General features: G+C 36.2%; 19 protein-coding genes. 7 read left to right on the top strand and 12 right to left on the bottom strand.

The window, feature by feature from the left end; all coding sequences use genetic code 11:
- Window positions 1–149 precede the first annotated feature (149 nt).
- From LF886_RS09305 to LF886_RS09275, 7 genes are all read right to left on the bottom strand, one after another.
- Window positions 150–617, bottom strand: coding sequence for a phage tail protein (locus tag LF886_RS09305; protein WP_103235303.1), 468 nt, complete (start codon window positions 615–617; stop codon window positions 150–152).
- A 2-nt stretch (window positions 618–619) separates the two neighbouring features.
- Complete coding sequence (locus LF886_RS09300; protein WP_236853840.1) at window positions 620–1,051, bottom strand: phage tail protein; 432 nt, start codon at window positions 1,049–1,051, stop codon at window positions 620–622.
- A 35-nt stretch (window positions 1,052–1,086) separates the two neighbouring features.
- Window positions 1,087–2,472, bottom strand: coding sequence for a phage tail sheath family protein (locus tag LF886_RS09295; RefSeq protein WP_236853839.1), 1,386 nt, complete (start codon window positions 2,470–2,472; stop codon window positions 1,087–1,089).
- Between the two features lie 22 nt (window positions 2,473–2,494).
- A complete protein-coding gene (locus tag LF886_RS09290; protein WP_236853838.1) occupies window positions 2,495–2,926 on the bottom strand; it encodes a phage tail protein in 432 nt (143 codons plus the stop codon).
- 35 nt (window positions 2,927–2,961) lie between these two features.
- Complete coding sequence (locus tag LF886_RS09285; RefSeq protein WP_236853837.1) at window positions 2,962–4,689, bottom strand: phage tail sheath family protein; 1,728 nt, start codon at window positions 4,687–4,689, stop codon at window positions 2,962–2,964.
- A 76-nt stretch (window positions 4,690–4,765) separates the two neighbouring features.
- The gene (locus LF886_RS09280) at window positions 4,766–6,436 is read right to left on the bottom strand and encodes a phage tail sheath family protein (protein WP_236853836.1); all 1,671 of its coding nucleotides are present in this window, start codon (window positions 6,434–6,436) and stop codon (window positions 4,766–4,768) included.
- Between the two features lie 46 nt (window positions 6,437–6,482).
- On the bottom strand, window positions 6,483–7,049 hold the full coding sequence (locus tag LF886_RS09275) for a DUF4255 domain-containing protein (protein ID WP_152290027.1): 567 nt from the start codon (window positions 7,047–7,049) through the stop codon (window positions 6,483–6,485).
- A gap of 680 nt (window positions 7,050–7,729) precedes the next feature.
- On the opposite strand from LF886_RS09275, the gene LF886_RS09270 reads away from it, so the two are divergent.
- From LF886_RS09270 to LF886_RS09245, 6 genes are all read left to right on the top strand, one after another.
- Window positions 7,730–8,044, top strand: a complete 315-nt coding sequence (locus tag LF886_RS09270; RefSeq protein ID WP_236853835.1) for a hypothetical protein — start codon at window positions 7,730–7,732, stop codon at window positions 8,042–8,044.
- A 54-nt stretch (window positions 8,045–8,098) separates the two neighbouring features.
- Entirely contained in the window at window positions 8,099–9,550 is a 1,452-nt protein-coding gene (locus LF886_RS09265; RefSeq protein WP_236853834.1) for a contractile injection system tape measure protein, read from the top strand.
- A gap of 87 nt (window positions 9,551–9,637) precedes the next feature.
- On the top strand, window positions 9,638–10,870 hold the full coding sequence (locus tag LF886_RS09260) for an ATP-binding protein (RefSeq protein WP_236853833.1): 1,233 nt from the start codon (window positions 9,638–9,640) through the stop codon (window positions 10,868–10,870).
- Between the two features lie 74 nt (window positions 10,871–10,944).
- On the top strand, window positions 10,945–11,091 hold the full coding sequence (locus LF886_RS09255) for a hypothetical protein (RefSeq protein WP_236853832.1): 147 nt from the start codon (window positions 10,945–10,947) through the stop codon (window positions 11,089–11,091).
- A 41-nt stretch (window positions 11,092–11,132) separates the two neighbouring features.
- Window positions 11,133–14,072 carry a peptidoglycan-binding domain-containing protein gene (locus tag LF886_RS09250; RefSeq protein WP_236853831.1) on the top strand — a complete coding sequence of 980 codons (2,940 nt, stop codon included), beginning with the start codon at window positions 11,133–11,135 and terminating at the stop codon, window positions 14,070–14,072.
- 54 nt (window positions 14,073–14,126) lie between these two features.
- Entirely contained in the window at window positions 14,127–14,564 is a 438-nt protein-coding gene (locus LF886_RS09245; RefSeq protein WP_236853830.1) for a hypothetical protein, read from the top strand.
- A gap of 625 nt (window positions 14,565–15,189) precedes the next feature.
- Here the strand turns inward: LF886_RS09245 and LF886_RS09240 are convergent.
- Window positions 15,190–16,200: a S41 family peptidase gene (locus tag LF886_RS09240; protein WP_236853829.1), complete on the bottom strand. Its 1,011-nt coding sequence runs from the start codon at window positions 16,198–16,200 to the stop codon at window positions 15,190–15,192.
- Between the two features lie 12 nt (window positions 16,201–16,212).
- Complete coding sequence (locus LF886_RS09235; RefSeq protein WP_236853828.1) at window positions 16,213–17,682, bottom strand: serine hydrolase domain-containing protein; 1,470 nt, start codon at window positions 17,680–17,682, stop codon at window positions 16,213–16,215.
- Window positions 17,683–18,391: 709 nt separating this feature from the next.
- Between LF886_RS09235 and LF886_RS09230 the strand changes: the two genes are divergently transcribed.
- Window positions 18,392–18,877: a hypothetical protein gene (locus LF886_RS09230; protein ID WP_236853827.1), complete on the top strand. Its 486-nt coding sequence runs from the start codon at window positions 18,392–18,394 to the stop codon at window positions 18,875–18,877.
- Window positions 18,878–18,933: 56 nt separating this feature from the next.
- Here the strand turns inward: LF886_RS09230 and LF886_RS09225 are convergent, their stop codons facing one another.
- From LF886_RS09225 to LF886_RS09215, 3 genes are all read right to left on the bottom strand, one after another.
- Entirely contained in the window at window positions 18,934–19,737 is an 804-nt protein-coding gene (locus LF886_RS09225; protein WP_236853826.1) for an SDR family oxidoreductase, read from the bottom strand.
- A gap of 77 nt (window positions 19,738–19,814) precedes the next feature.
- Window positions 19,815–20,372 carry a Crp/Fnr family transcriptional regulator gene (locus tag LF886_RS09220; protein WP_103234429.1) on the bottom strand — a complete coding sequence of 186 codons (558 nt, stop codon included), beginning with the start codon at window positions 20,370–20,372 and terminating at the stop codon, window positions 19,815–19,817.
- Between the two features lie 97 nt (window positions 20,373–20,469).
- A complete protein-coding gene (locus tag LF886_RS09215) occupies window positions 20,470–21,306 on the bottom strand; it encodes an SDR family NAD(P)-dependent oxidoreductase (RefSeq protein WP_236853825.1) in 837 nt (278 codons plus the stop codon).
- Window positions 21,307–21,325: the final 19 nt, after the last annotated feature.

The following is a 21,325-nucleotide window of genomic DNA, read 5'->3' as shown; positions in this document are numbered from 1 at the left end:
TTTAACGTATTTATTTTAAAAAATCTAAGCACATGAAGGGTGTGTTCAGTCTCGGTTATAGACTAATCTGTTGTTTTTATGAAAAAAGATGTTGCTAAAAGTTATCTTTAAACTAACACACGCTCTAGTGCTTAGATTTGATTTAGAAATTACAAGCCTAAGCTTGCTAACGATGAGGGTATTGTGAAATATCTATATTTCAGTTCTATTGTTTCAATAGCAAGTTTGCTTTCTTCGGCGTTGAATTCTGATACTTCCCATTTTACAGGGTAAGCACCCACTACATTCCAAACCATTAAAGGGGCTGTAGATTGAAGTCCTCCTGCAAGAGAAACAATCAGGTTTCTAGGCTCAAACTCGAAGTTTTCCATAGCATTTCTACACCAGCTTATCAATCCTGAACTCACGATTAATCCACGTTTAAGAACTAAATTAGGATATTTTGGTCTCAAAGGAAGTTGATGCGTAAATCTGTTTTCGCCTCCTTCGGCATATTCTTCAGTACTTATTTCAGTTGATAAACCAGATATAGACTGAAATCTGGAGTCAATACCCTCAGTTGTTGAGATCCCATTAACAATAAAAGAGAAACTGGTTGGAGGATATAAAAGAGCCATGATTAGTTATTTTCAATAGTTAATCCTTCGTGTGCAATTTCTAAAGTTTCCACTGCTACCTCATTACCTTCAGCTTTTAAATCAGTTGACTGTAATTTAAGTGGGAATGCATTTTTCACTTTCCAGGTAACTGCAGGCTCTCCATTCTCATCTAAAAGAGAAATCGTAATGGATCTACGCTCTACTGTATTTAGCTGAATCGTCTTGAACCACTCAAAATACTCGTTATCAGTCTTGAAAGTTCCTCTTTTTAAAGTAAGGTTACTGTAGCTTGTCATTCCGGGCATTTTAATCTTGCTAAAATCCGGGCTTGCCCCATGTCTGTATTCAATTAAAGCAGTTTCTGCATTCAATCCCGTTACTTCCTGAAAACCTACCTTTGTTCCGCCCCAATCTACTTCAAAGGCAAATTTTACTAATGGATATGTACTCATAATTTTATTTATATTTAATTGTTATTTAATTTATTCTATGCTTCTTGTAATTTGTGTGAAAAACGCAACACAATAAACTCAGCAGGACGCACTGCAGCCATACCGATTTCGATGTTCATTCTTCCTTCTAAAATATCCTGAGCAGACATTGTTTTATTCAAACCAACACTTACATAGTAAGCTTCTTCTGGCTTGCTTCCAGCTAATGCACCGTCTCTCCATTGCTGATCAAGGAAGTTTTCGATCATAGTTTGTACACGGATCCATGTATTGGCTGTATTAGGTTCAAAGACGAAACGTTCTGTAGATTTTTTCACAGATTCTTCTACCATGTTGAAGAAACGACGTACGGATACATATCTCCATTCATTGCTGTTTCCATCCAATGTTCTTGCTCCCCAAACCAATGTTCCTTTTCCTGTAAAAGTTCTGATCGCGTTGATTGATTTTCCACCCGTTGGATCTACATTAAGATTTTCTTGTTCTTCATGAGAAATTTTTACTGTAGGTGCTACTACGAAGCTAAGTCCAACGTTAGCTGGTGCTTTCCATACTCCGGAAGTACTGTCTACTTTAGCATAAACTCCTGCCATTGCTGATGATGGAGCTAAAACCACTCTTTTAGACTCAATTGCTCTTTTAGCCAGGTTGTACAATTCTGAATTGTTCAATTTTAAGTCAGCTAACTTTGTAGCAGTAGTTGTAACAGGTACAAGAACTCCTGAACCATTGGTTTCTTTATAACTCGTGATCGCAACATCTGCATCATCAAAGCTATAGCTCAAAACAGTTTCCAATTTTGGATAATACGCTGCTCCATATTTTAAACGTTCACCACTTGGCCCTGAAGTAGGCCCTGAAGCTCCTTTAAATGAAGCAACATCTCCAACCACATCCATGATAACAAACCTGTCTTTCATGTCTTCTGCCTGATCTAAAGCCTTATTGTATAACTGGTAAGCATTTGCTCCTAACGCTTCAGCATCCGGGAAAACAATAAGTGTAGGTTCGTCTTCTTTTTCTAATGATTTTAATCCGTATAATAAACTACCAACAGTAGTTTCTGTTCCTAAAGATGGAGCTGGTCCATACCCGTTTACAGAAACGATATAACATGGTCCGCCACCGTTAGCAAAATACATTTGCATAGCATAATACATTTTAAAAGTACTTACATTGCTATTGTTGACATTTGCTGTAACAACATTATCTTCAATCGAAATAGAGATCGCTGTTTTTTCTTTGTTTGCTGCTCCAAAAATTGTTTCGTATTCCAACATAGAAGCAATTCTTGTTGGTTCATTTCTTGGCCCTTTGTCTGTATGTCCAATAAAAGCAGGGATGGCCGTTTCTACTTGTGCTACTGATGGTGGAAATTTCGCAATTTCCTCTACGTAGGCTCCAGGTGTTTTGTAATTCATTTGTTAAAATTTTAAGTTATTATTAATTATTTTCAATAGTAAATCCTTCGTGTGCAATTTCTAAAGTTTCCACTGCTACCTCATTACCTTCAGCTTTCAAATCTGTTGACTGTAATTTTAGTGGGAATGCGTTTTTCACTTTCCAGGTAACTGCAGGCTCTCCATTCTCATCTAAAAGAGAAATCGTAATGGATCTGCGCTCTACTGTATTTAGCTGAATCGTCTTGAACCACTCAAAATACTCGTTATCAGTCTTGAAAGTTCCTCTTTTTAAAGTAAGGTTACTGTAGCTTGTCATTCCGGGCATTTTAATCTTGCTAAAATCCGGGCTTGCCCCATGTCTGTATTCAATTAAAGCAGTTTCTGCATTCAATCCCGTTACTTCCTGAAAACCTACCTTTGTTCCGCCCCAATCTACTTCAAAGGCAAATTTTACTAATGGATATGTACTCATAATTTTATTTATATTTAATTGTTATTTAATTTATTCTATGCTTCTTGTAATTTGTGTGAAAAACGCAACACAATAAACTCAGCAGGACGCACTGCAGCCATACCGATCTCGATGTTCATTCTTCCTTCTAAAATATCCTGAGCAGACATTGTTTTGTTCAGACCAACACTTACGTAATAAGCTTCTTCTGGCTTACTTCCGGCTAATGCACCGTCTCTCCATTGCTGATCAAGGAAATTTTCGATCATTGTCTGTACACGGATCCATGTATTGGCAGTATTAGGTTCAAAGACGAAACGTTCTGTAGATTTCTTCACAGATTCTTCTACCATGTTGAAGAAACGACGTACAGATACATATCTCCATTCATTGCTGTTTCCATCCAATGTTCTTGCTCCCCAAACCAATGTTCCTTTTCCTGTAAAGTTTCTGATCGCATTGATTGATTTTCCTGATGTAGTATCTACGTTAAGCGCATCTTGCTCTTTATTAGAAATTTTTACTGTTGGAGCATCTACGAAGTTTAGTCCAACATTAGCTGGTGATTTCCATACTCCTGAAGTGCTGTCTACTTTAGCGTAAACTCCTGCCATTGCTGATGATGGAGCCAATACTACTTGTTTAAATTCAATTGCTTTTTTAGCCTGGTTATACAATTCTGAATTCGCAGATTTCAAACCGGCTAGATTGGTAATACCAGATGCACCAGTCACTAAAACATCAGCATCTTTAAAATTATAGCTTAACACTGTTTTTAGTTTTGGATAATAGGCTGCACCGTACTTTAAACCTGCAACACTTACTTTACTTCTAAAAGTAGCATCATCACTAAGAACATCCATGATAACGAATCTGTCTTTCAATAATTCTGCCTGATCTAAAGCTTTGTTATACAAAGAGTAGGTTAAGCTGATAGCAACAGCATCGTTAGATCTGTTAACAACTAAAGTACTGGAAGCAGCAGCAACACCAGCAATAGTAGCAGCGGTAGTAGAGTCTGTATCGTAAGCAGTAGCAACAGCCTGGGCAGCAGCCTTAACAGTAACAATACTAGCATTACTCACAGCAGCAGCAACCTGAGTAGCCACTACAACAGCCTGAGCAGCTTGAGCAGCAGCAACTTGAGAAGCATTACTAGGATCAGTAATAACATAAGTAGCAGCCTTAGCAATAGCAGCAGTAACAGCAGCATCCGGAGTAGCAGCAGCTGCAACAACGTCTGAAACGGCTTTAGCAGAAACTTTAGCTGCATTAGCTGCAATTTTATTATTATCTGTAACCAGAGCAGCAGCCTGAGCAGCAGCGACATCAGCAGCTGCAGGAACCAGACCTTGAAGATCCGGGAAAACGATCAATGTAGGCTCGTCTTCTTTCTTTAACAATTCAAGACCATATAATAAGGTTCCTGCTGTTGTAGGTGTTCCTACAGTCACCGCACTAGTGTAATCTCCTACAGAGACGATATAACAAGCACCACCGCCATTAGCAAAATACATTTGCATAGCATGATACATTTTAAAATCGCTGATCTTAGTTTGTGTTGCCGTTGCAGCACCGTTATTGAAAGCTACAGCGAAAATCTCCGGGTTTGATTTTCCAAAAAGGTCTTCATACTCCAACATAGAAGAAATTCTCGTTGGCTGATTTTTTGGTCCTTTCGCAGTGTACCCGATAAAAGCGGGAATAGCTGTTTCAACTTGCGCTACGGAAGGGGGAAATTTTGCCTGCTCCTCCACGTAAACGCCAGGGGTTTTGTAATTCATTTGTTAAAATTTTAAGTTATTATTAATTATTCCACGAAGTAAAACTTCGAATGTTCATTTGTGATTGATTGTATTTTTAGAATTGTTGTAATTTGTGCGAAAAGGTTAATAAGATAAACTCTGCAGGGCGTACTAATGCTATTTTGATTTCTACATCCATCGTATGAGAACCTTTGACTCCATCAACTTTTACTTCGTATGCTTCTTTCGGAGTACTACCCGCTAACGCACCATCCATCCATTGTTCGTGAAGAAAATTTTCTATAGTAGCTTTTGCTCTTATCCATGTGGAGAGTATATTGGGTTCGCTAATAAATTTTTTATCCAGTGCTTCACTGATCGATTGCTTAACCATATTATAATAACGGCGTACCTGTATATGCTTCCATTCGTTATCTTTCCCATCTTCTTTTTTATCGTTCCCTTCAAGCGTTCTGGCTCCCCAGACTAATGTTCCTTTTCCTGTAAAAGTTCTAATAGCATTGATTGATTTCCCTGAAACATGTATGTTGAGATCCGCCTGTTCCTGATCGGAAACCTTTTCTGTGGGACTCATCACATAATTAAGACTTACATTTGCCGGAGCTTTCCACACCCCTTTTGTACTGTCTATTCTACCATATACCCCTGCAATTGTGGATGATGGAGGCAGAATAACTTTTAAAGATTGAATAGCCTCCTTTATTTGATTGTATAATAATGAATCAGAAGTCTGCAGGTTTTGCAATGTGATACCGTGTGCATTTCCAAAAATATCTTTTGCCACTGAAACGCCTTCAATTAAATCATTAAATTCATTTAAAAAGTTGATATCTACGCTGTCAATTGTCCCGTTTTCTATTGCTTCGATGGTAGCAATGGGCTCAACGAGATCAACTTTCTGATCTGCCGTTTCATTGATCTCTTCTACAATGGCTACCGCCTGAGCTAGTAAATCAGCAACTAAAAAAACATTGGCAGATGCAAATAATATTTCATCACTGGCTAGTCTTCTTAGCTCCTGTAAAGCCGCTTTTTCATTCGCATAGAAACTACCACCATTACTTATTGGTCCGTCCTGCAGACCTTTATGATCAATAATAGCTTTATCGTCAAAAGTATAATTCAAAATCGTTTTTAAGTAAGGAAAATAAGCTGCAGAATGGCTCGTTGAGTTTACTTCTTTTCTAAAGTTCGTAATAGTATTGAAACCGTTTGATAAGGCTGTAGAATTTCCATAATACGTATCTAATAAGGCAAATCTATTTTTTGCCTCATCTTTTGCTTTACCAATTACTTTATTATAGATAATATAAAAATCGTCTTCATTGGGTAACGAGATGGCATCAGGGACAAGAATAAGGATTGGTTTTTTTATAACTTCGATCATATTGAGCCCATCATTCAGTGAAGATAATAACACACCTCCTGTCAAAGGATATGTCCCTACAGAAACAATATAACATGGCCCTCCACCATTAGCAAAATACATTTGAAGCGAATAGTACATTAAGAATTGTACCTGAGGGGCCACAACAGTTACTCCTTTGCCTTCTACATCTTTTAGTTGGAGATTTTCTTTTTTTGCTTTTCCAAAATGATGTTCATACTCCAAAAGAGAATTGATTTTTAACGGCTTATTTTCGCCAGAAGGCATTAATTCGGTATACCCAATAAATGCCGGTATAGCCGTTTCTACTAATGCAACTGAATATGGAAGTTTTGTAATTTCTTCAACTGAAACACCCGGTGTTGTTGGATTTAACATGTTTAAAAGTTTAAATTAATGGTTATTAGTTTTTGTTTTTTTATGGTTAATTAACTTTAATACCTTTTATATTAACATCGTTAATTAATTCAATAGTGGAAGTACCTTTAGCAACGATTTTTACTACGCTGATTTTGTATAAGGCAGAAGGCATTATCTTTCCGCCTAACAATCCCCAGATATAGCTCAGCTGATCAAAAGGAATGGAGTGCAGTTCGATTCTGAAATCGACATCTTTTGTCGTCTCAGGGTCAATATAACTCAGCACATTGTTAGTTTGAAAAACTTCAATAACTTTTGAAATATTTATTAAAGCATTGGAGTATCTGGTTCTGTTGGCAGAGATCATAACATACAGGTTCAAATAGGCCGGAGCATTCTCCTGCTGCATATCATATCGGGTGGGATTATCGCTTATTTTCTTCTTGGTGTAGCGCGATCTGTTTTTCAATGTTGACTCTTCCTCAACGTTTAGCAGAGTAATGACTACTTTATTTTCAAGCCCTGAGGTATCGTCATCATGCTTTGCTATGTCATCAACAACAACAATATCACGTAAATCTGCTGAACTGTTCAGCTGATCTTTTAAAACGGTTAATACATTATCAATCATAATTTCTGTTTCTTAATTATTATGATGCAAACATACAATCCCCCCTCCCAAATGACAAATATTTTGAGGTACCAATACAGTCTTTGCAGTAAATAGGATTTTTGTTTTTATGAAAAAAATAAAAAACAACACCAATAAATAACTCATAATCAAATTATTAAATATTAAATATTAAATATTAAATATTAAATTAAAAAATAAAAATTTAGTCTATGGACTTTCCTAATCCAATGATGACCAAGTTTGAGTTTATTATTGAAGTCTATTTTTTAGATGAATCACTGATGCTGTTTAAACTTTTTTACAACCGCAAGTTTTAATATTTAAATTTTCGAAGCATCTCCGATTTCTCCTGATACAATAACTGAAGGGTTGAAAATTTTCTTCTCCCAGAAGGGCTGTAAATTGAACACCTAACCGGGTAATAAAAATTTCAAATCCAAAACTTTCAGCTTCAAAAATCCAAACCACCCACTCTTCCTGAGCTCAGGTCTATTTTGTTATTTTCCTTATCAGAAATATTTCTTTTTTGCACCAAACAATTTCTAAAAATTATAAGCTTTCATCTTGAGGAAGTGATTTTGTCTTTTACTGCAAAGACAGAATGCAGGGGTCTTATAATTCGTAAAATGATTTCCCTTCTTCTAATTTTGACCCAATAATTTTTAAATAGTAATCACATGAATATCAAAAATCTTTTTGGCAAGCGCAATGAAATCATTGGCGGCCATTTCAATGAACTGCGCTCAAAAATGGGCATGGCAGATCAAAACGAAGAATCTATTTTTTCTTTAAGAGAAGAAATCTGTAACGCATGTCCTTTAAAAAACGGCAACAACTGTAATGCTATGAAATGGCTTAATCCTGAGACATTGGAAGTGCTAGATGGTCCGCAAGAAGGATTTACCAGAGGTTGCGGATGCAGACTGAGTGCAAAACAAAGATCCAAATTAAGTGTTTGCCCTGCAGGTTTCTGGGGAGGAGAATTCGACTAAAAATAAGATGGTTTTACGATCATCAAATTGTATAATTAAAAACTATTTAATGTGATGCAAGATCATATCATTCAGAAAGTTGTTGTTGAAATTACGCTCAACAACAAAGAAAAAGCATTGAGTATAAAAGAGGATATCAATAGTTTTTTGTCTATTGACGTCTTTCCAAAAATAGAACAATACATCAACGCTTTAGAATATAATTTGGCTGATCATACGCTACAAATTCCGCGTTTAGAATTGGATCTGGATGTAAAAAGCAGCTCATTAAATACGGAATTAAAAGATAAAATTGCTCAACTCTTTAAAGAAGAACTGTCAGAAATTATTAAGCCCGTTGTAGGTTCAGATCAAAAAACAGAAAGCGAATCTAAGGCATATCTGATTGGCAATCAGGAAAAAATACTCCAGGCTTTTATCCATTTCTTAGAAAAAGGACATATGCCATGGTGGAATTCGGCTAGAAAAAGCATTGCTTTTTTGGAACCCGCGGTATTTGACATCCTGATTCTGGCTGACAACTTTCAAAAAAGGATCATTCCAGTTCTGTCAAAACCACATGTTCAGGACCGAATGATCAATCAGCTTTCAGACGAGCAAATTGCGAAGTTATGCATGACGATTGTACAAAATAAGGAGTTAAAAATCAACTTAGAAACTGATATACTTCGTCGTATATCAAACCTGGGCCATCCTGACAGACTCATCGTATGGCGTTTGGTCTTCAAGCTATTATCAGAGTATTTGAACTCATCCAATACTAATCTTCAGGAATATCTTTTACAACAAATATTAAAAATAGAAACAGCTGGTTTATCACAAGCAAAAAACACGAACCAGAATTGGAAAACAGTTGTTGAGATATTCCCTTTTATTAAAAAAAATGAAATTCTTGAAAGCATCAAGAACAATACATTTGATAGCCCGGAAAATCAAAGAACTTCAGCAGAAACTCCGATGGAAACCATTCATCAAAACAATGCAAAAATCCAGGAGGATCTACTCCAAAACGATGGACAATATATTCAAAATGCAGGGCTTATTTTGATCCACCCATTCATCAAAACCCTCTTTGAACATTGTGATCTTCTGCATCCAAAAACGCAGCAGCTTACTGATCCTGAATTGTGCGCTCATTTATTACATTATATCGCTACCGGAAAAACAAATGCTCCTGAATATGACATGATTTTTGAAAAATTCTTATGTAATATTCCAATGGGTCAGACCATTAACAAGCATGTTAAACTTTCGCGCAAGCATAAAACACAAGCTAAAAATGTAATAGAAAGTGTTCAACATAACTGGAGTCCGATGAAAAAATCATCTGTAGCATTACTGCAAAACGAGTTTTTCCAACGGCCAGGTAAATTGGTTGCCACGAATTATGAACACACCCTTACCGTGGAACGAAAAACACAAGATATTTTACTTGATAAACTTGGTTGGGGAATCGGTCTTGTTAAGCTGCCATGGCAGGAAAAATTCATATTTATCAATTGGTAACGACCTTCTTATTGATGGGGTTATGCAATCCCAAATCTACTACAGCCCTATCATTCTATTTCAACAATATCAATTCAAAATAAAATTATGGAATCTCTTATTAACCATGAACAGAAATCATTAATAAAAACAAAAATTAATGGAAAAACAGAACAAACCAATCACTTATTTCAAGCCAATGAGGTAAATCACAACTCATTAAATGAAGAAATGAAATGGTTACAATCGCTTATTGAAATGCGGTGCAAAGAACTGTTTTTGGAGGATGAGATTGAATTGAATGTGGGGTATGAAATACCTGAACCACCAGAATCAGATGATGAATCGCCTTACTCGGTTACGATAAACACCCACCAACTTACCGTTGTAGACAGAATAATTTTAGCGTTGGGTATTGCTTCGGCTCATTATCCATCTATCCTAAAAACATTTGTTCAAATAGAAGAAAGCAGTCATGCATTTGCTATTGAAGCAGGGGGTGAATATGATAAAATCAACCGCAGCTTTAAGCCAACTTTTCAAACCTCACTTTTTTTGCTTGCAGGGAAAGATTTATCCCTGTGGTCACAGTATGGTGCACAGCTCATAAATGGCAGTGTACTCTTGAAAAACGACATTATTTACAATCGTTCTTCAACAGAGTTTATTCATGGAAAAATTGAATTGGATACCGCTTATCTCAACTATTTTTTATCCGGTCAGAAACCACAATTAGACCATGGTTCTTACTTTCCCGGGAAGCTTTACAAGTCTGATCTCACCATGGATGATATTATTTTAGAAGAGAACGTCAGAGAACAAATAAAACCCATCGGACATTATATAAAAGCACTGGAAAATGGCTTTTTCACAACCAATGAGCACAGCTTTAAACCTGGCTTTATCGCTTTATTCTACGGTGCACCAGGAACAGGAAAAACGATGTTAGCAGGAATACTGGCCAATACATTTGGTATTGACATGTATCATGTAGATCTCTCACAAGTGGTCAGCAAATACATTGGTGAAACGGAGAAAAATCTTGAAGTGCTATTCAACAGGCTGCAAGGCAAAAACAGCATGTTGTTTTTTGATGAAGCTGATGCTTTGTTTGGGAAACGTTCTGATGTAAAAGATGCTCATGACCGCTATGCCAACCAGGAAGTTTCGTATTTGTTGCAACGGATTGAAAAATTTGACGGATTAACAATCCTTGCCTCTAATTTCGAGAACAATATGGATGATGCTTTTAAGCGCCGTATCGATGTATCTGTAAATGTAATACGCCCGACAGAGATTACCAGAAAGACGCTTTGGGAGCATTATTTACTTAAAACATAACCTTTGAAAGTGACGAACTTTTAAAACATTTAACGAAGGAGTATTCTTATACAGGTGCTAATATCCGCAACATTATGAAAAATGTAGCTATGGCACTCTATGATCGTAATGAAACCATTATTACGTATTCATTAATAAGTACCTATCTAATGATAGAAAACGAAAAGGCTTTCGGAAAAAACCAGTCTCGTCTGAGCCCATTTGTAAAAAAACCAGAATAAACCTTAGCACAGCATAATATACTCATCTAATAACCAACAACATGAGCAGACATAAAAAAACATTTGCGCCAAGGGCCAGTAGGTCCGAAGCACAAACCACCAATAGTAAAGAGGATGAAAAAAAGCATGAGCAGATCACTGATCAGGATAGCAAAGTATCCCTTGCAAAAACAGAAGTTACCCAAATAACACACCTCCCTTTCAGAAACAGGGCATTTAATAAAATCGAAAAAGGCTCATCCAGAATACAGTTTTCAAATAGCGGACTGCATGTATTGGCTCTCAATAAAGCCCTCAATGCATTAGGGCACAAAGTACCTGAAAACGAAGCTTCTTTTGGGGATACAACGAAGATTGCACTCATCAACTTCCAAAAACAGAATGGTATTAAAGGCTCTGGAATTTTTGATAGGGAAACTTTATTGAAAATGAATGAGGTATTAGAAGCAAGTAAAGATAAAGCTAGCAATAATATAGTCTTATCGGCAAAACCAGAAAAGCCTAAGATCATTGATTCTAAAGACTCAGATTCTATTCCTTATCCTATTGTTGTAGTAAAAAATCAAAAATTTAATGGAAAATTAATTCAAACTGATGAAGACCTTAACCGCTTTGCTGAGTATAAGATGAAGATAACGCGCCCTCTTACATGGAAGCCAAAATTTACGGATGAATATGTTAAAGATTTGGTGTCTAAGGGCGGATCTGTTATATATACAATATCTTCGAAAACAAATAATGCAGAAAAGGAAGTGGAAGCACTTTCACCTGCTAAAAAACAATTTATCAGAAATGCAGCAAGTATTACCGATTACATTCAAAACATACGAATACTTGATTTATTAAAACAATTATCAGAGGAAGAAATAGCCGATTATAAGAGTAAAGTTTCGGCAGAAACAGCTAATATGGCTGCTATTGAAGAATCGCTTAAGGCATATATTAAAAACAGGAATACTCGAAACCAGGAAAAAAACAAGAGAGAGAAACTACAAGAACAATTATCAGTACCTGGATTAGAAATTTTATATAAACAATATACAACCTACATTAAGTTTAAAAGTAGTCACAAAAGTACCCTCTATGAGAAAAATGATCCTAACAAAAACTATTTTGAAAATGCATTAAACAGGCAATTAGAGGAATTACTAAAATCACTTAATGCCCACGGTTTCACTCTTTCATCATTTGAAAAATTGATTACAAATTACGAACTCGCTTTTCGTAAAGAAACGGTTCACATTGCTGAAGATGCTCTGATAAAATACAGACATGTTCTTTTTGAGCAGAAAAAGAAATTGCTTGATGATATTTTCATAACAAATTTATTAGGGAAAATAAAAGCTTCCAAAGCAAAGGAAAGCTATGAAGACGCCGATAAGGCCAGCGGGGGTATCTATTTTGCCGATAACCCGAGTACAGCAGAAATAGAATTTAAGGTTAAGATGGAGGCCTTTGCCAGAAGTAAAAAAACAGAAGGTAATGCGGCAATTAAGGAATTATCCTCCGCAACTCCGCTTGTTGAAGATAATGGGTTTAATAAAGAAGGTTTTGCTAAACTAGAAACTAAACAAGCTCTTCGCAGTTTTCTGGAAAGATATATCAATGACCAGGAAGGAAATATAACTAAAATCATTACGAGTCTAAACGCCGACCAAGGTATTTCAATCTATGGTTACGGAAGTTTGCTTCAAAAATCCAAAGAAATACAAGGAATAGCCCAAGGCAGTATTTTTGGTTTAATAATAGCAGATAAAGAAAGCAGTGAAAGTACCAGACATATTATCAATGGCTTGTTAATAGGAGCTTTGGCCGTTGCATTAGGATTGCTTTCCTTTGGTACGGGAACAGTAGCCGTGTTATTGGCTGCAGGAAATTTTGCCCTAGGCGCTTATATAACTTATGAAGAAATAGAGGCTTACCGAACACAACTTGCCGCCTATAAAGTAGATATTTCCCAAGATGAACCAAGTGCAGTTTGGATTGTGATTTCTGTTGTTGGTTCCATCTTAGATGCTGCTGCTGTGGCTAAAATATCAGCTAAGCTAATAAATGCGGGCAGAACATTTGAGCTCACAAAGGATATTGGTAAAACTGAAAAGGAGCTTGCCGAAGCAGGATTAAATCGTGCAACTCGGGAAAAAGTGATAAAAGCTTTGGAAAAAGATTTAGCTAGAATTGAAGGTCTTGATAACAAATTACAACAAAACATTGTAAAGCAGGCTAAAATACAAGCTCAAGAACAAAAAATACTAGATGGTTTTGCAGAAGCGAGAAAACTTATCTTTGTAAAGATACCTTATTTAGAAAAAACAGGCGAATTGCTAGCCAGAGCAGTATTTGCTATTCGAAAAGGAATTGTTACATTTGACAGCTTTATAGCCGAACTCAAACTAGCCAAACTCATAAACAAAACAGGATTAAGTCTTGAAGAATTGATTATGGTTAAAAATGCTTTTGAAAAGGCAAAAACTTTAGCCAAAGATGACAAACTGGTTTTGGAACTTGAAAAAGCAATAGCAGATAATGACCTTGCCAAAGTAAAAAGTTTGCTAAAAGACAATAAAGGTACTACGACTAGTAAAATAGATCTTAATATCGAAAGTGAAGAAAAGCTTTTGATGGAGCTTGAAGAAAAAAATGCAACAGTTTATAGAACACAAGGGGGGAAAAAACCGAATGCTAGCCAACATAGAATAAGGTTAGATAAAAGTGGAAATGTAAAAATAAATGGAGATAATATGCTTTATGTAACTTTAGATGATAAATCACATCAAGTTTATTTTTATGAAAAACGAGGGGGAAAAGATTTAGATGTAAAGATAGTATCTTTTGAAATTCCAGAATCATTAGCAAAGGAAATTAGAGAAAGCGCAGTAGCTCAAGACTTAGGTAAAGTACATCCTACAAAACCACAGATTTCAGATCCAACAAAATCCACAGGAGCATTTGGTTTACCCAAAGAATATATAAAAAAATAGAAGAACAAGCCATCAAAGGAAGTTGGAAAGTTGAACAACCATAAATTAAATTGTATGAAAAGTATAAAACAAAGATTAGATGAAAATTATATACTAGGTTGCATAAAACATAAGGATAAATATCAATTTTATTTAATGCCAATTGCATGGTGGATATTAAATTATGAAAAATATAGTCCATCAATATTACAAGATATTTCTCGTCAAAATTTTAGGAATGGGGCATTAAATGTAACCGATGATAAAATAAATCCATTTTTCATGTCTATTTCTGAAGATCAAATTTCTATGTCAGAAGTAAAAAGTATTATTGAAAATTTCACAGAAGAATCTTCCGAAATTACATTTTTTATTGATTTCGATAAAAAAGAATACATCAGTATATTCGACTATATTGAAGTAGAAACTTACTTACCAGATAAAACTTGGTTCGGAAAATATGGAAATCCAACGGATTACATTCCTAAGAACATATTAGATCTAATCAACTAATTTTAGCAACCTTAGGGTTGCTTTTTACATTCCCCTCACTGCTACATGATTGCATCCTGTGACTTTTATTTCCAGGCGTTTTCTCAAAAAATCATCTTTATAAAGCATAATTACTGAGTGGTAATTACAAATTCCAGAATCTCATAAGATAGTTTTTGCTGTCCTCAGTTGCATGATGCTTTTTAAAGAACTTTTAATCATATTACTGTTTTTAGAATATTTGGAAACAGTTTCATTGAAAAATACGTATCTGAAGAGGGATTAGAAATTCATTATCTAAAGAATAATGATCTGATCTATCTATTTTCATATGGAGAATATCAACCCGGAAGGTATATGTTATTTTTAGAAGGAATCTATCATATTGCCTGATAAAAAACCGGTTGGGCAGAAATAAAAACAATACATCGCGGCAAGAAAACGTCCGTATTGAGAATCCGTTCAATTAGAATAAAAATTTTGTAGGAAAACGAGACTGACAAGGTGCCTTCAGTACATATAATATAAAACCACAACTTTTTACGTTGTGGTTTTACTTTTTAGTGAACTATGAAATACACTCTATCTATATTAATTTATATTCCAATATTTTAACCATCAAATCACCTATGTAATTACTATTTACTTATTGCTGTAATTTATGAATAAGACTTTTTATTTCCGATGGACTCAACTCTGTTTTCGTATCTGTTGCTAAACTATTTTTCAGAATTCTAATCTGGGCAGCCTTTAAAGCATCTTTAGCTTTTACCACCTGATCGGGCATTACCCCGACGTGCTCCCAATTCTTATGACTGACCAGGGAGGTTACTTTTCCTGTAGGAACAAGCAATAAATATTGATTTTGGATTACAAAATGATCCACGGGGTTAGCAGCTCCGGGTGTTTTCTCCCCTATTACTTCAGCCAGCTTATGTTGCTGTAAAAAGTAAGCAAGGGCTTCCGCTGCAGAAAAAGTACTTTTACTGGTAAGGATACAGATTTTTTTATGAAGATATTTCGCCCCCACAACATCTTGTTGTGTACTGTTGACTACCGTCTTATCTTCATGTCTGAAATAAGTCGTATAAAGATCTGTTTTTTGATCAAAAAAATAGCTACAGAATAGCAGAAGCATATCATTATCACCACCTTGATTTTCTCTAAGATCAATAATCAGAGCGTTGGTATTGGCAACAAAATTCATGGCAGCAGCCAATGTCCCGGCACTGGATTCTGAGGAAGCAAAACCTTTAAAATTAATGTACCCGATATTTCCTTCTAATCGTTGAACGCTTTCAAAACCAAAATTTTCGAGACTGTTGTGAAAATCGTGCAACTTCTTCTTTTCTTTCTCATCAACCACTTTTTCGGGGCTGTAGTTTTCGAGATATCTAAAGGAAAAATGCTGATCTCTTATATCTGATCTCAATTTTTTCGCGAGAAGCGCTGCAAAATCATTTTTATTCAACTTTTTAAAAGTTCCTTTTTTAAGGTCACTTTGAAATGAAGAATCTACTTTTTTATAAGCTTCTTTATCAACATAATAATGCTTCACTTTTTCTGTGATTTCAGAAAGAACCATTTTTTGATCATCCCTTTGTGCGTAAGATACGAGGGAATGAAAAAGGAAAATTCCTGTCAGTAACTTTTTCATAGAAATTGGTATTTATTTTTTATTGGTGATGTCAATTGTAGTCTCCAGCGCATCTCTTGTTAAGGTGACAGAACTTACCTTTCCATTCTTAAAATCGAATTTTAAGACGTTCGGATAATCTACAATTTTAAAGGTCCCATTTTTCAGATACAACAGCTCATTAGCATTTTTCCCTTTAAAATGTTCCAAAAATGGAGACTCCACATAAAGTCGGTTATTCTTCTCTACAATTTTTGTTTCCATTCCCTGCCCATAGAGAAAATCGTTATACGTTCCGATGAGTTGTTTTTTGAGATTTGAAGGGATCTCCTGACCGTTTTCATGGGCTGTTTTCTTATTCCAGTCCATCAACTTCAGAATCTTTATACGGGCTTCATTCATTACCGGAATACGATTAGGTTGTTCACCATTCGCCAGAATTACGATCCCATTTCCATCTTCCATCGTTGCAAGAATATTACCTCCTACTCCTGTATTGGAACCACTGCACATAAACCAGTCATAGTTGTTGTAGGCAACAGATCTTTGCCATCCATAGCTCCAGCCGCCCACAGCATTTTTCAAAGCCGTTACTTGCGTTACTTTTTTTGCGACCTGATGAGAAATCACGTTGTTATTCTTATTACGTAAAGCATTTTGTATCTCAATAGAAAGTTTGGCCAAATCTGTAGGAGTAGACCATACTCCTGACGCTCCAACCTGTGGCGTAATGGGTAAGCCTTTTTTTATCACTTTCCCTTCTTTATCATGAGCAAAAGCAACATTCGTTATAAATCCTTTTTCATTAGGCTGTATCATGGTCGTGTTTTTCATTCCAAGAGGTGAAAAAATATATTTCTGTGCAAGCTCTGCAATAGATGTATTCAAAGTGTCTTCTAAAGCCATTTGTACAATTACATAGCCCCCGCCGCTATATTGAAAGTCAGTTCCGGGTACAAACAAAAATTCAATTTCCTTATTATTGTATCTTGGGATCTGTCCTAAAAGACTTTGTTTTAGGGTGGGGATAGCATCTCCCTCATAATAATCTGCAAATCCGCCCTGGCTTGTACCAGCTGTATGATTGAAAAACTGTCTCCAGGTAGGGCTGTTATTTTCTGTAAACTTGCTTTTTGGCAGATGCCATCGTTTTAGGTATTGATCGATTGGATCATCCAAATTGATGAAACCCTTCTCTTCAAGAATATGACAAAGAAGCGCTGTTATTGATTTTGAAATGGACGCTGTGGAAAAAGCCGTATTTTCATCTAACTTTTCTTTAGAACTCATAGATTTCACTCCAACCTGATTAGAATATACAATCTTATAATTTTCAAAAACGACAAGGCTAAATCCCGGAAGTTTATACTTCTCCAATTGCTGTTCCGCATGTAAGCTATCCGTAAGAAAGCTGTAGTCTTTTTTTTCTGAAAATATTTTGTGACTTGTTCCGCAGCTTGAAAGCAGAACTATAAGAATTAGGATATAAAAGCTATTTTTCATTGTATCGTTTTTTGGTTTAAACATTTATTTCGATACAAAGATGTGGAAAACACTGAAGGTATGCGACCGAATAAAAGTAATCGATCCCAATTGTCCGGAAAAATAAGTACGAATCTTTAATAAAAAGAGTACGAGTAATCACAAAATACTATATTACAATACATTACAGTAAAAAAAAGGCATATTATCTGTGTGTATGTTTAAGCCATTAGTAAAAAAAATCTTTGAAATTCTCTACTACTCCGAAGACCCCCGACTTCGAAGACCCTATTTCAATGGCAATATTAAAATATTTGAAGCATCTCAATTACTAAAGGAATCCTGCAGAAAAACATCATAGATAACAAACAATAATGCTGTTTGTTATTTGAACCTTATTTTACCCTTTCAGAATATTCCTTTGCGGTTACAAATCCATCCGGATGTATAAAGAACCCTTCCACGTAGGGTTCTCAACCGCAAATTTGATATCCCAAACCTGTCAGTAGAACTTGAAGACCTTAAAGGAGTATTTCAAAACCTCAAAAATATTATTCCAAAACCTCAGCCGATATATTCGGAACCTCAAATAATGATTGAGTATCTCCGACTTCGGAGCCTTTATTTCAAACGAGTAAAATAATCTTTGAAATTCTCTACTACTCTACTACACAGAATACCGCAGATATTAGCTTTTTTAAGTATTTTTACATGATAATATAAATAACTTATGAAAAGAATCATATTGGCAGGAATGGTGACTCTGGGAGGGCTGATGACTGCACAGGCACAATGCAAACCTGTATCTGCGATAACAGAAAATTTTGATACATGGAAGGATATGAACAAGTGCTGGACAGCCCAGGGCGGGAAAGCAATGCTGTATGCCAGTGACAAAAAGATCATTTTCTATTCTATGACCAATCCTGGTGAGAATATGTATCTGGTAACTCCGGAAATAAAAGCAGGAACCTATACCCTTAGCCTTGATATTTCGGACAACGGAGGAGAAACTACTCTGGAAATTTTCTCAGTAGCCAGCGCAACCGATGCAAAATCATACGCTTCAATCGCTAAAGCATCCAAAATAACAGGTGAGAAGAAAACCTATACCATTTCTATAAAAAAAGATACCCACCTGGGTCTGAAAGTTTTACTGAACGGCGTACACCAGGCGGTGTATGTAGATAATTTTTCTTTGACTCCTAAGAAATAATTCATTTAAAATAAAAAGTCGCCAGCTTTTCAGCTGGCGACTTTTTGATACCATGATTATCCAAAAAACCGCTGATTCGTCTCGTTGATTACCGTTTCTATTCCTTCTTTCTTCAGCCACTCATATTCTGCGTTGGCAAGATCACCCGCCATATAATGCTGCTGTTGTCTATTATCTGTTGCTGCTGTATAAACAACCTCGGCAATAGTTTCAGGAGTATCCCGTTTTGCCGTTGAATCTCCCCTCATTGCCGTTATATATTGAGTAAAAACCGTTTCATAATCCGGATGAGAAACCATTTGTGCATTGCTTCCGAAATTGGTCTGCATATAAGCAGGAACTACGGTTTTGATCCTGATCCCCCACTCTTTTAATTCATAACTCATTCCTTCGGACCATTTTTCCAATGCAGATTTTGTGGCGGCATACACAGAGACAAACGGGTAAGGAATGTTGGCTGTGGATGAGGTTACTGTAATGACAGTTCCTTTTTTTCTGGTTCTGAAATACGGAAGAAATGCTTTGGTCACAAGCATTGTTCCTAAAAAATTGGTATTGATGAGCTGTGCCAGTTCTTCGTCAGTGGTTCCTTCAAAAGGTCCCATCAGCCCGTATGCAGCATTGTTCAGTAATACATCCACCGGACTTATTTCTTCTGCTTTTGAAGCTATTCCAGCAACCTGCTCCGGATCACTGATATCCAGCTTCAGAAGATGAATATTGGGAAATGCAGTAAGCTCAGTTTCCTTTTCAGGGTTTCGCATCGTTGCAATCACCGTCCAGCCTTTTTCAGCAAATAGTTTTGCCGTTGCTTTTCCTAATCCTGAAGAGGCTCCTGTAATGAAAATTGTTGGGTTCATTTTTTAATTTTTAAAAGTGATACCACAAAGTTGCACCGATAAAAAAAGAACCTGTTTACCATTTGGTAAAAAGCAGCCTAGCGGATATTTTTTCTTATTCTGCTTAATGACTGCTGAGTAATCCCCAGATAAGAAGCGATGTATGACAAGGGAATACGATTAACAAGAGTGGGATATTTTTCCATAAATTCCAGATAACGGGTGGTGGCATCCTGAGAGATCAGCGGGCTTACCCTTTCCAGCTTTTGGGCCAGTGCTTTGTTCGTCACTTTTTGAATAATGTTTTCCCAATCTATGATCGTATCCGAAATTTCTTTCCAATCCTGATTAGAAAAAACGAGCATTTTGCAATGGGTTGCTGCCTGTATATATTCTGTGGAAGGCACATTTTTCAGATTGAAGAGCAGATGTTTTTCTTCAATAAAGATCTTGGTAATTTCTTCCCCTTTATTGTTATAATAGCAAATACGAATGATTCCGTCAAGAATAAAACCTACCTGCCTAAGGACTTTTCCTGCCTCTGCAAAATACTCATCTTTGCTTAGCTCAATCTCTTTTGCTTTGCTTGTGATGAGGTCAATTTGCTGCTGGTTCAGATGACCAAACTGCAGGATGTATTCTATAAACTCTTTCATTATAACAAAGTTAACAATACTTATTGGGGAATATTTACCATTTGGTAAAAAGTGCTTTTGAAGGGAATGAAAAATGCAATGAACTCCTATTGAATATCTATTCTTTAAAATCTGTGGATGAAGAAAGCGCTTTCCACTGCTGTATCTGTTCAGATAATTCCGCAATTTTGTTTTCTGCTCTCTGGGCTGCATCTGTTCCTAAGAAGAATAATACCGGCGGATTTGAAACCTCTGCCAGTTTCATAAAAACATCAGCTGCTTTCTCCGGGTTTCCCAATTGCTTCCCGTTTATTTCATTCATTTTCTGATGTGCCGTTCGCAGGAATTGATAATCATCGATCTGATTTTCGCCGAAAGCAATAGAATCCGGCTTAGCAAAGCTGGTACGAAACCATCCGGGTAAAACGGCTGTTACATTGATTCCCAATGGTTTAAGATCATTAGCCAAAGCTTCTGACAATCCCGTTACAGCAAATTTTGCAGCAGAATACATGCTCCATCCCAATCCCGGTGCAAAACCTGCAATGGATGAAATATTAATAATATGCCCGGAACGCTGATTCCTTAAATAGGGCAATGCCTGCCGGATCACTTTTAACACTGCAAAAAAATTGATCTGAAAATTTTCTTCAATCTCTTCAGCACTGAGTTCCTCTATCGCACCACCTAGTCCATAGCCTGCATTATTGACCACCACATCCAAATGCCCAAACTGCTTTATTGTTTTCTCAATGGATTGTGCGATAGACTGTTCATCTTTTAAATCCACTTCCAAGGGAAGAAAATTGTCCGGATCGGCGTCCAATCCTTCAAAGGCTGTAATTGTTCTCGAGGTGGCTGCTACTTTATGTCCTTTTTCCAACAGCTTTTTTACTAATGAAAACCCCATCCCTTTCGATGCTCCAGTGATATACCAGATTTTTGTATGACTCATATATTCTATTTTTATGCAA

Origin of the sequence: Chryseobacterium sp. MEBOG07 (genome assembly GCF_021869745.1) — a bacterium.
Taxonomy (GTDB): domain Bacteria; phylum Bacteroidota; class Bacteroidia; order Flavobacteriales; family Weeksellaceae; genus Chryseobacterium; species Chryseobacterium viscerum.
This window is presented reverse-complemented; position numbering and strand designations above follow the sequence as displayed.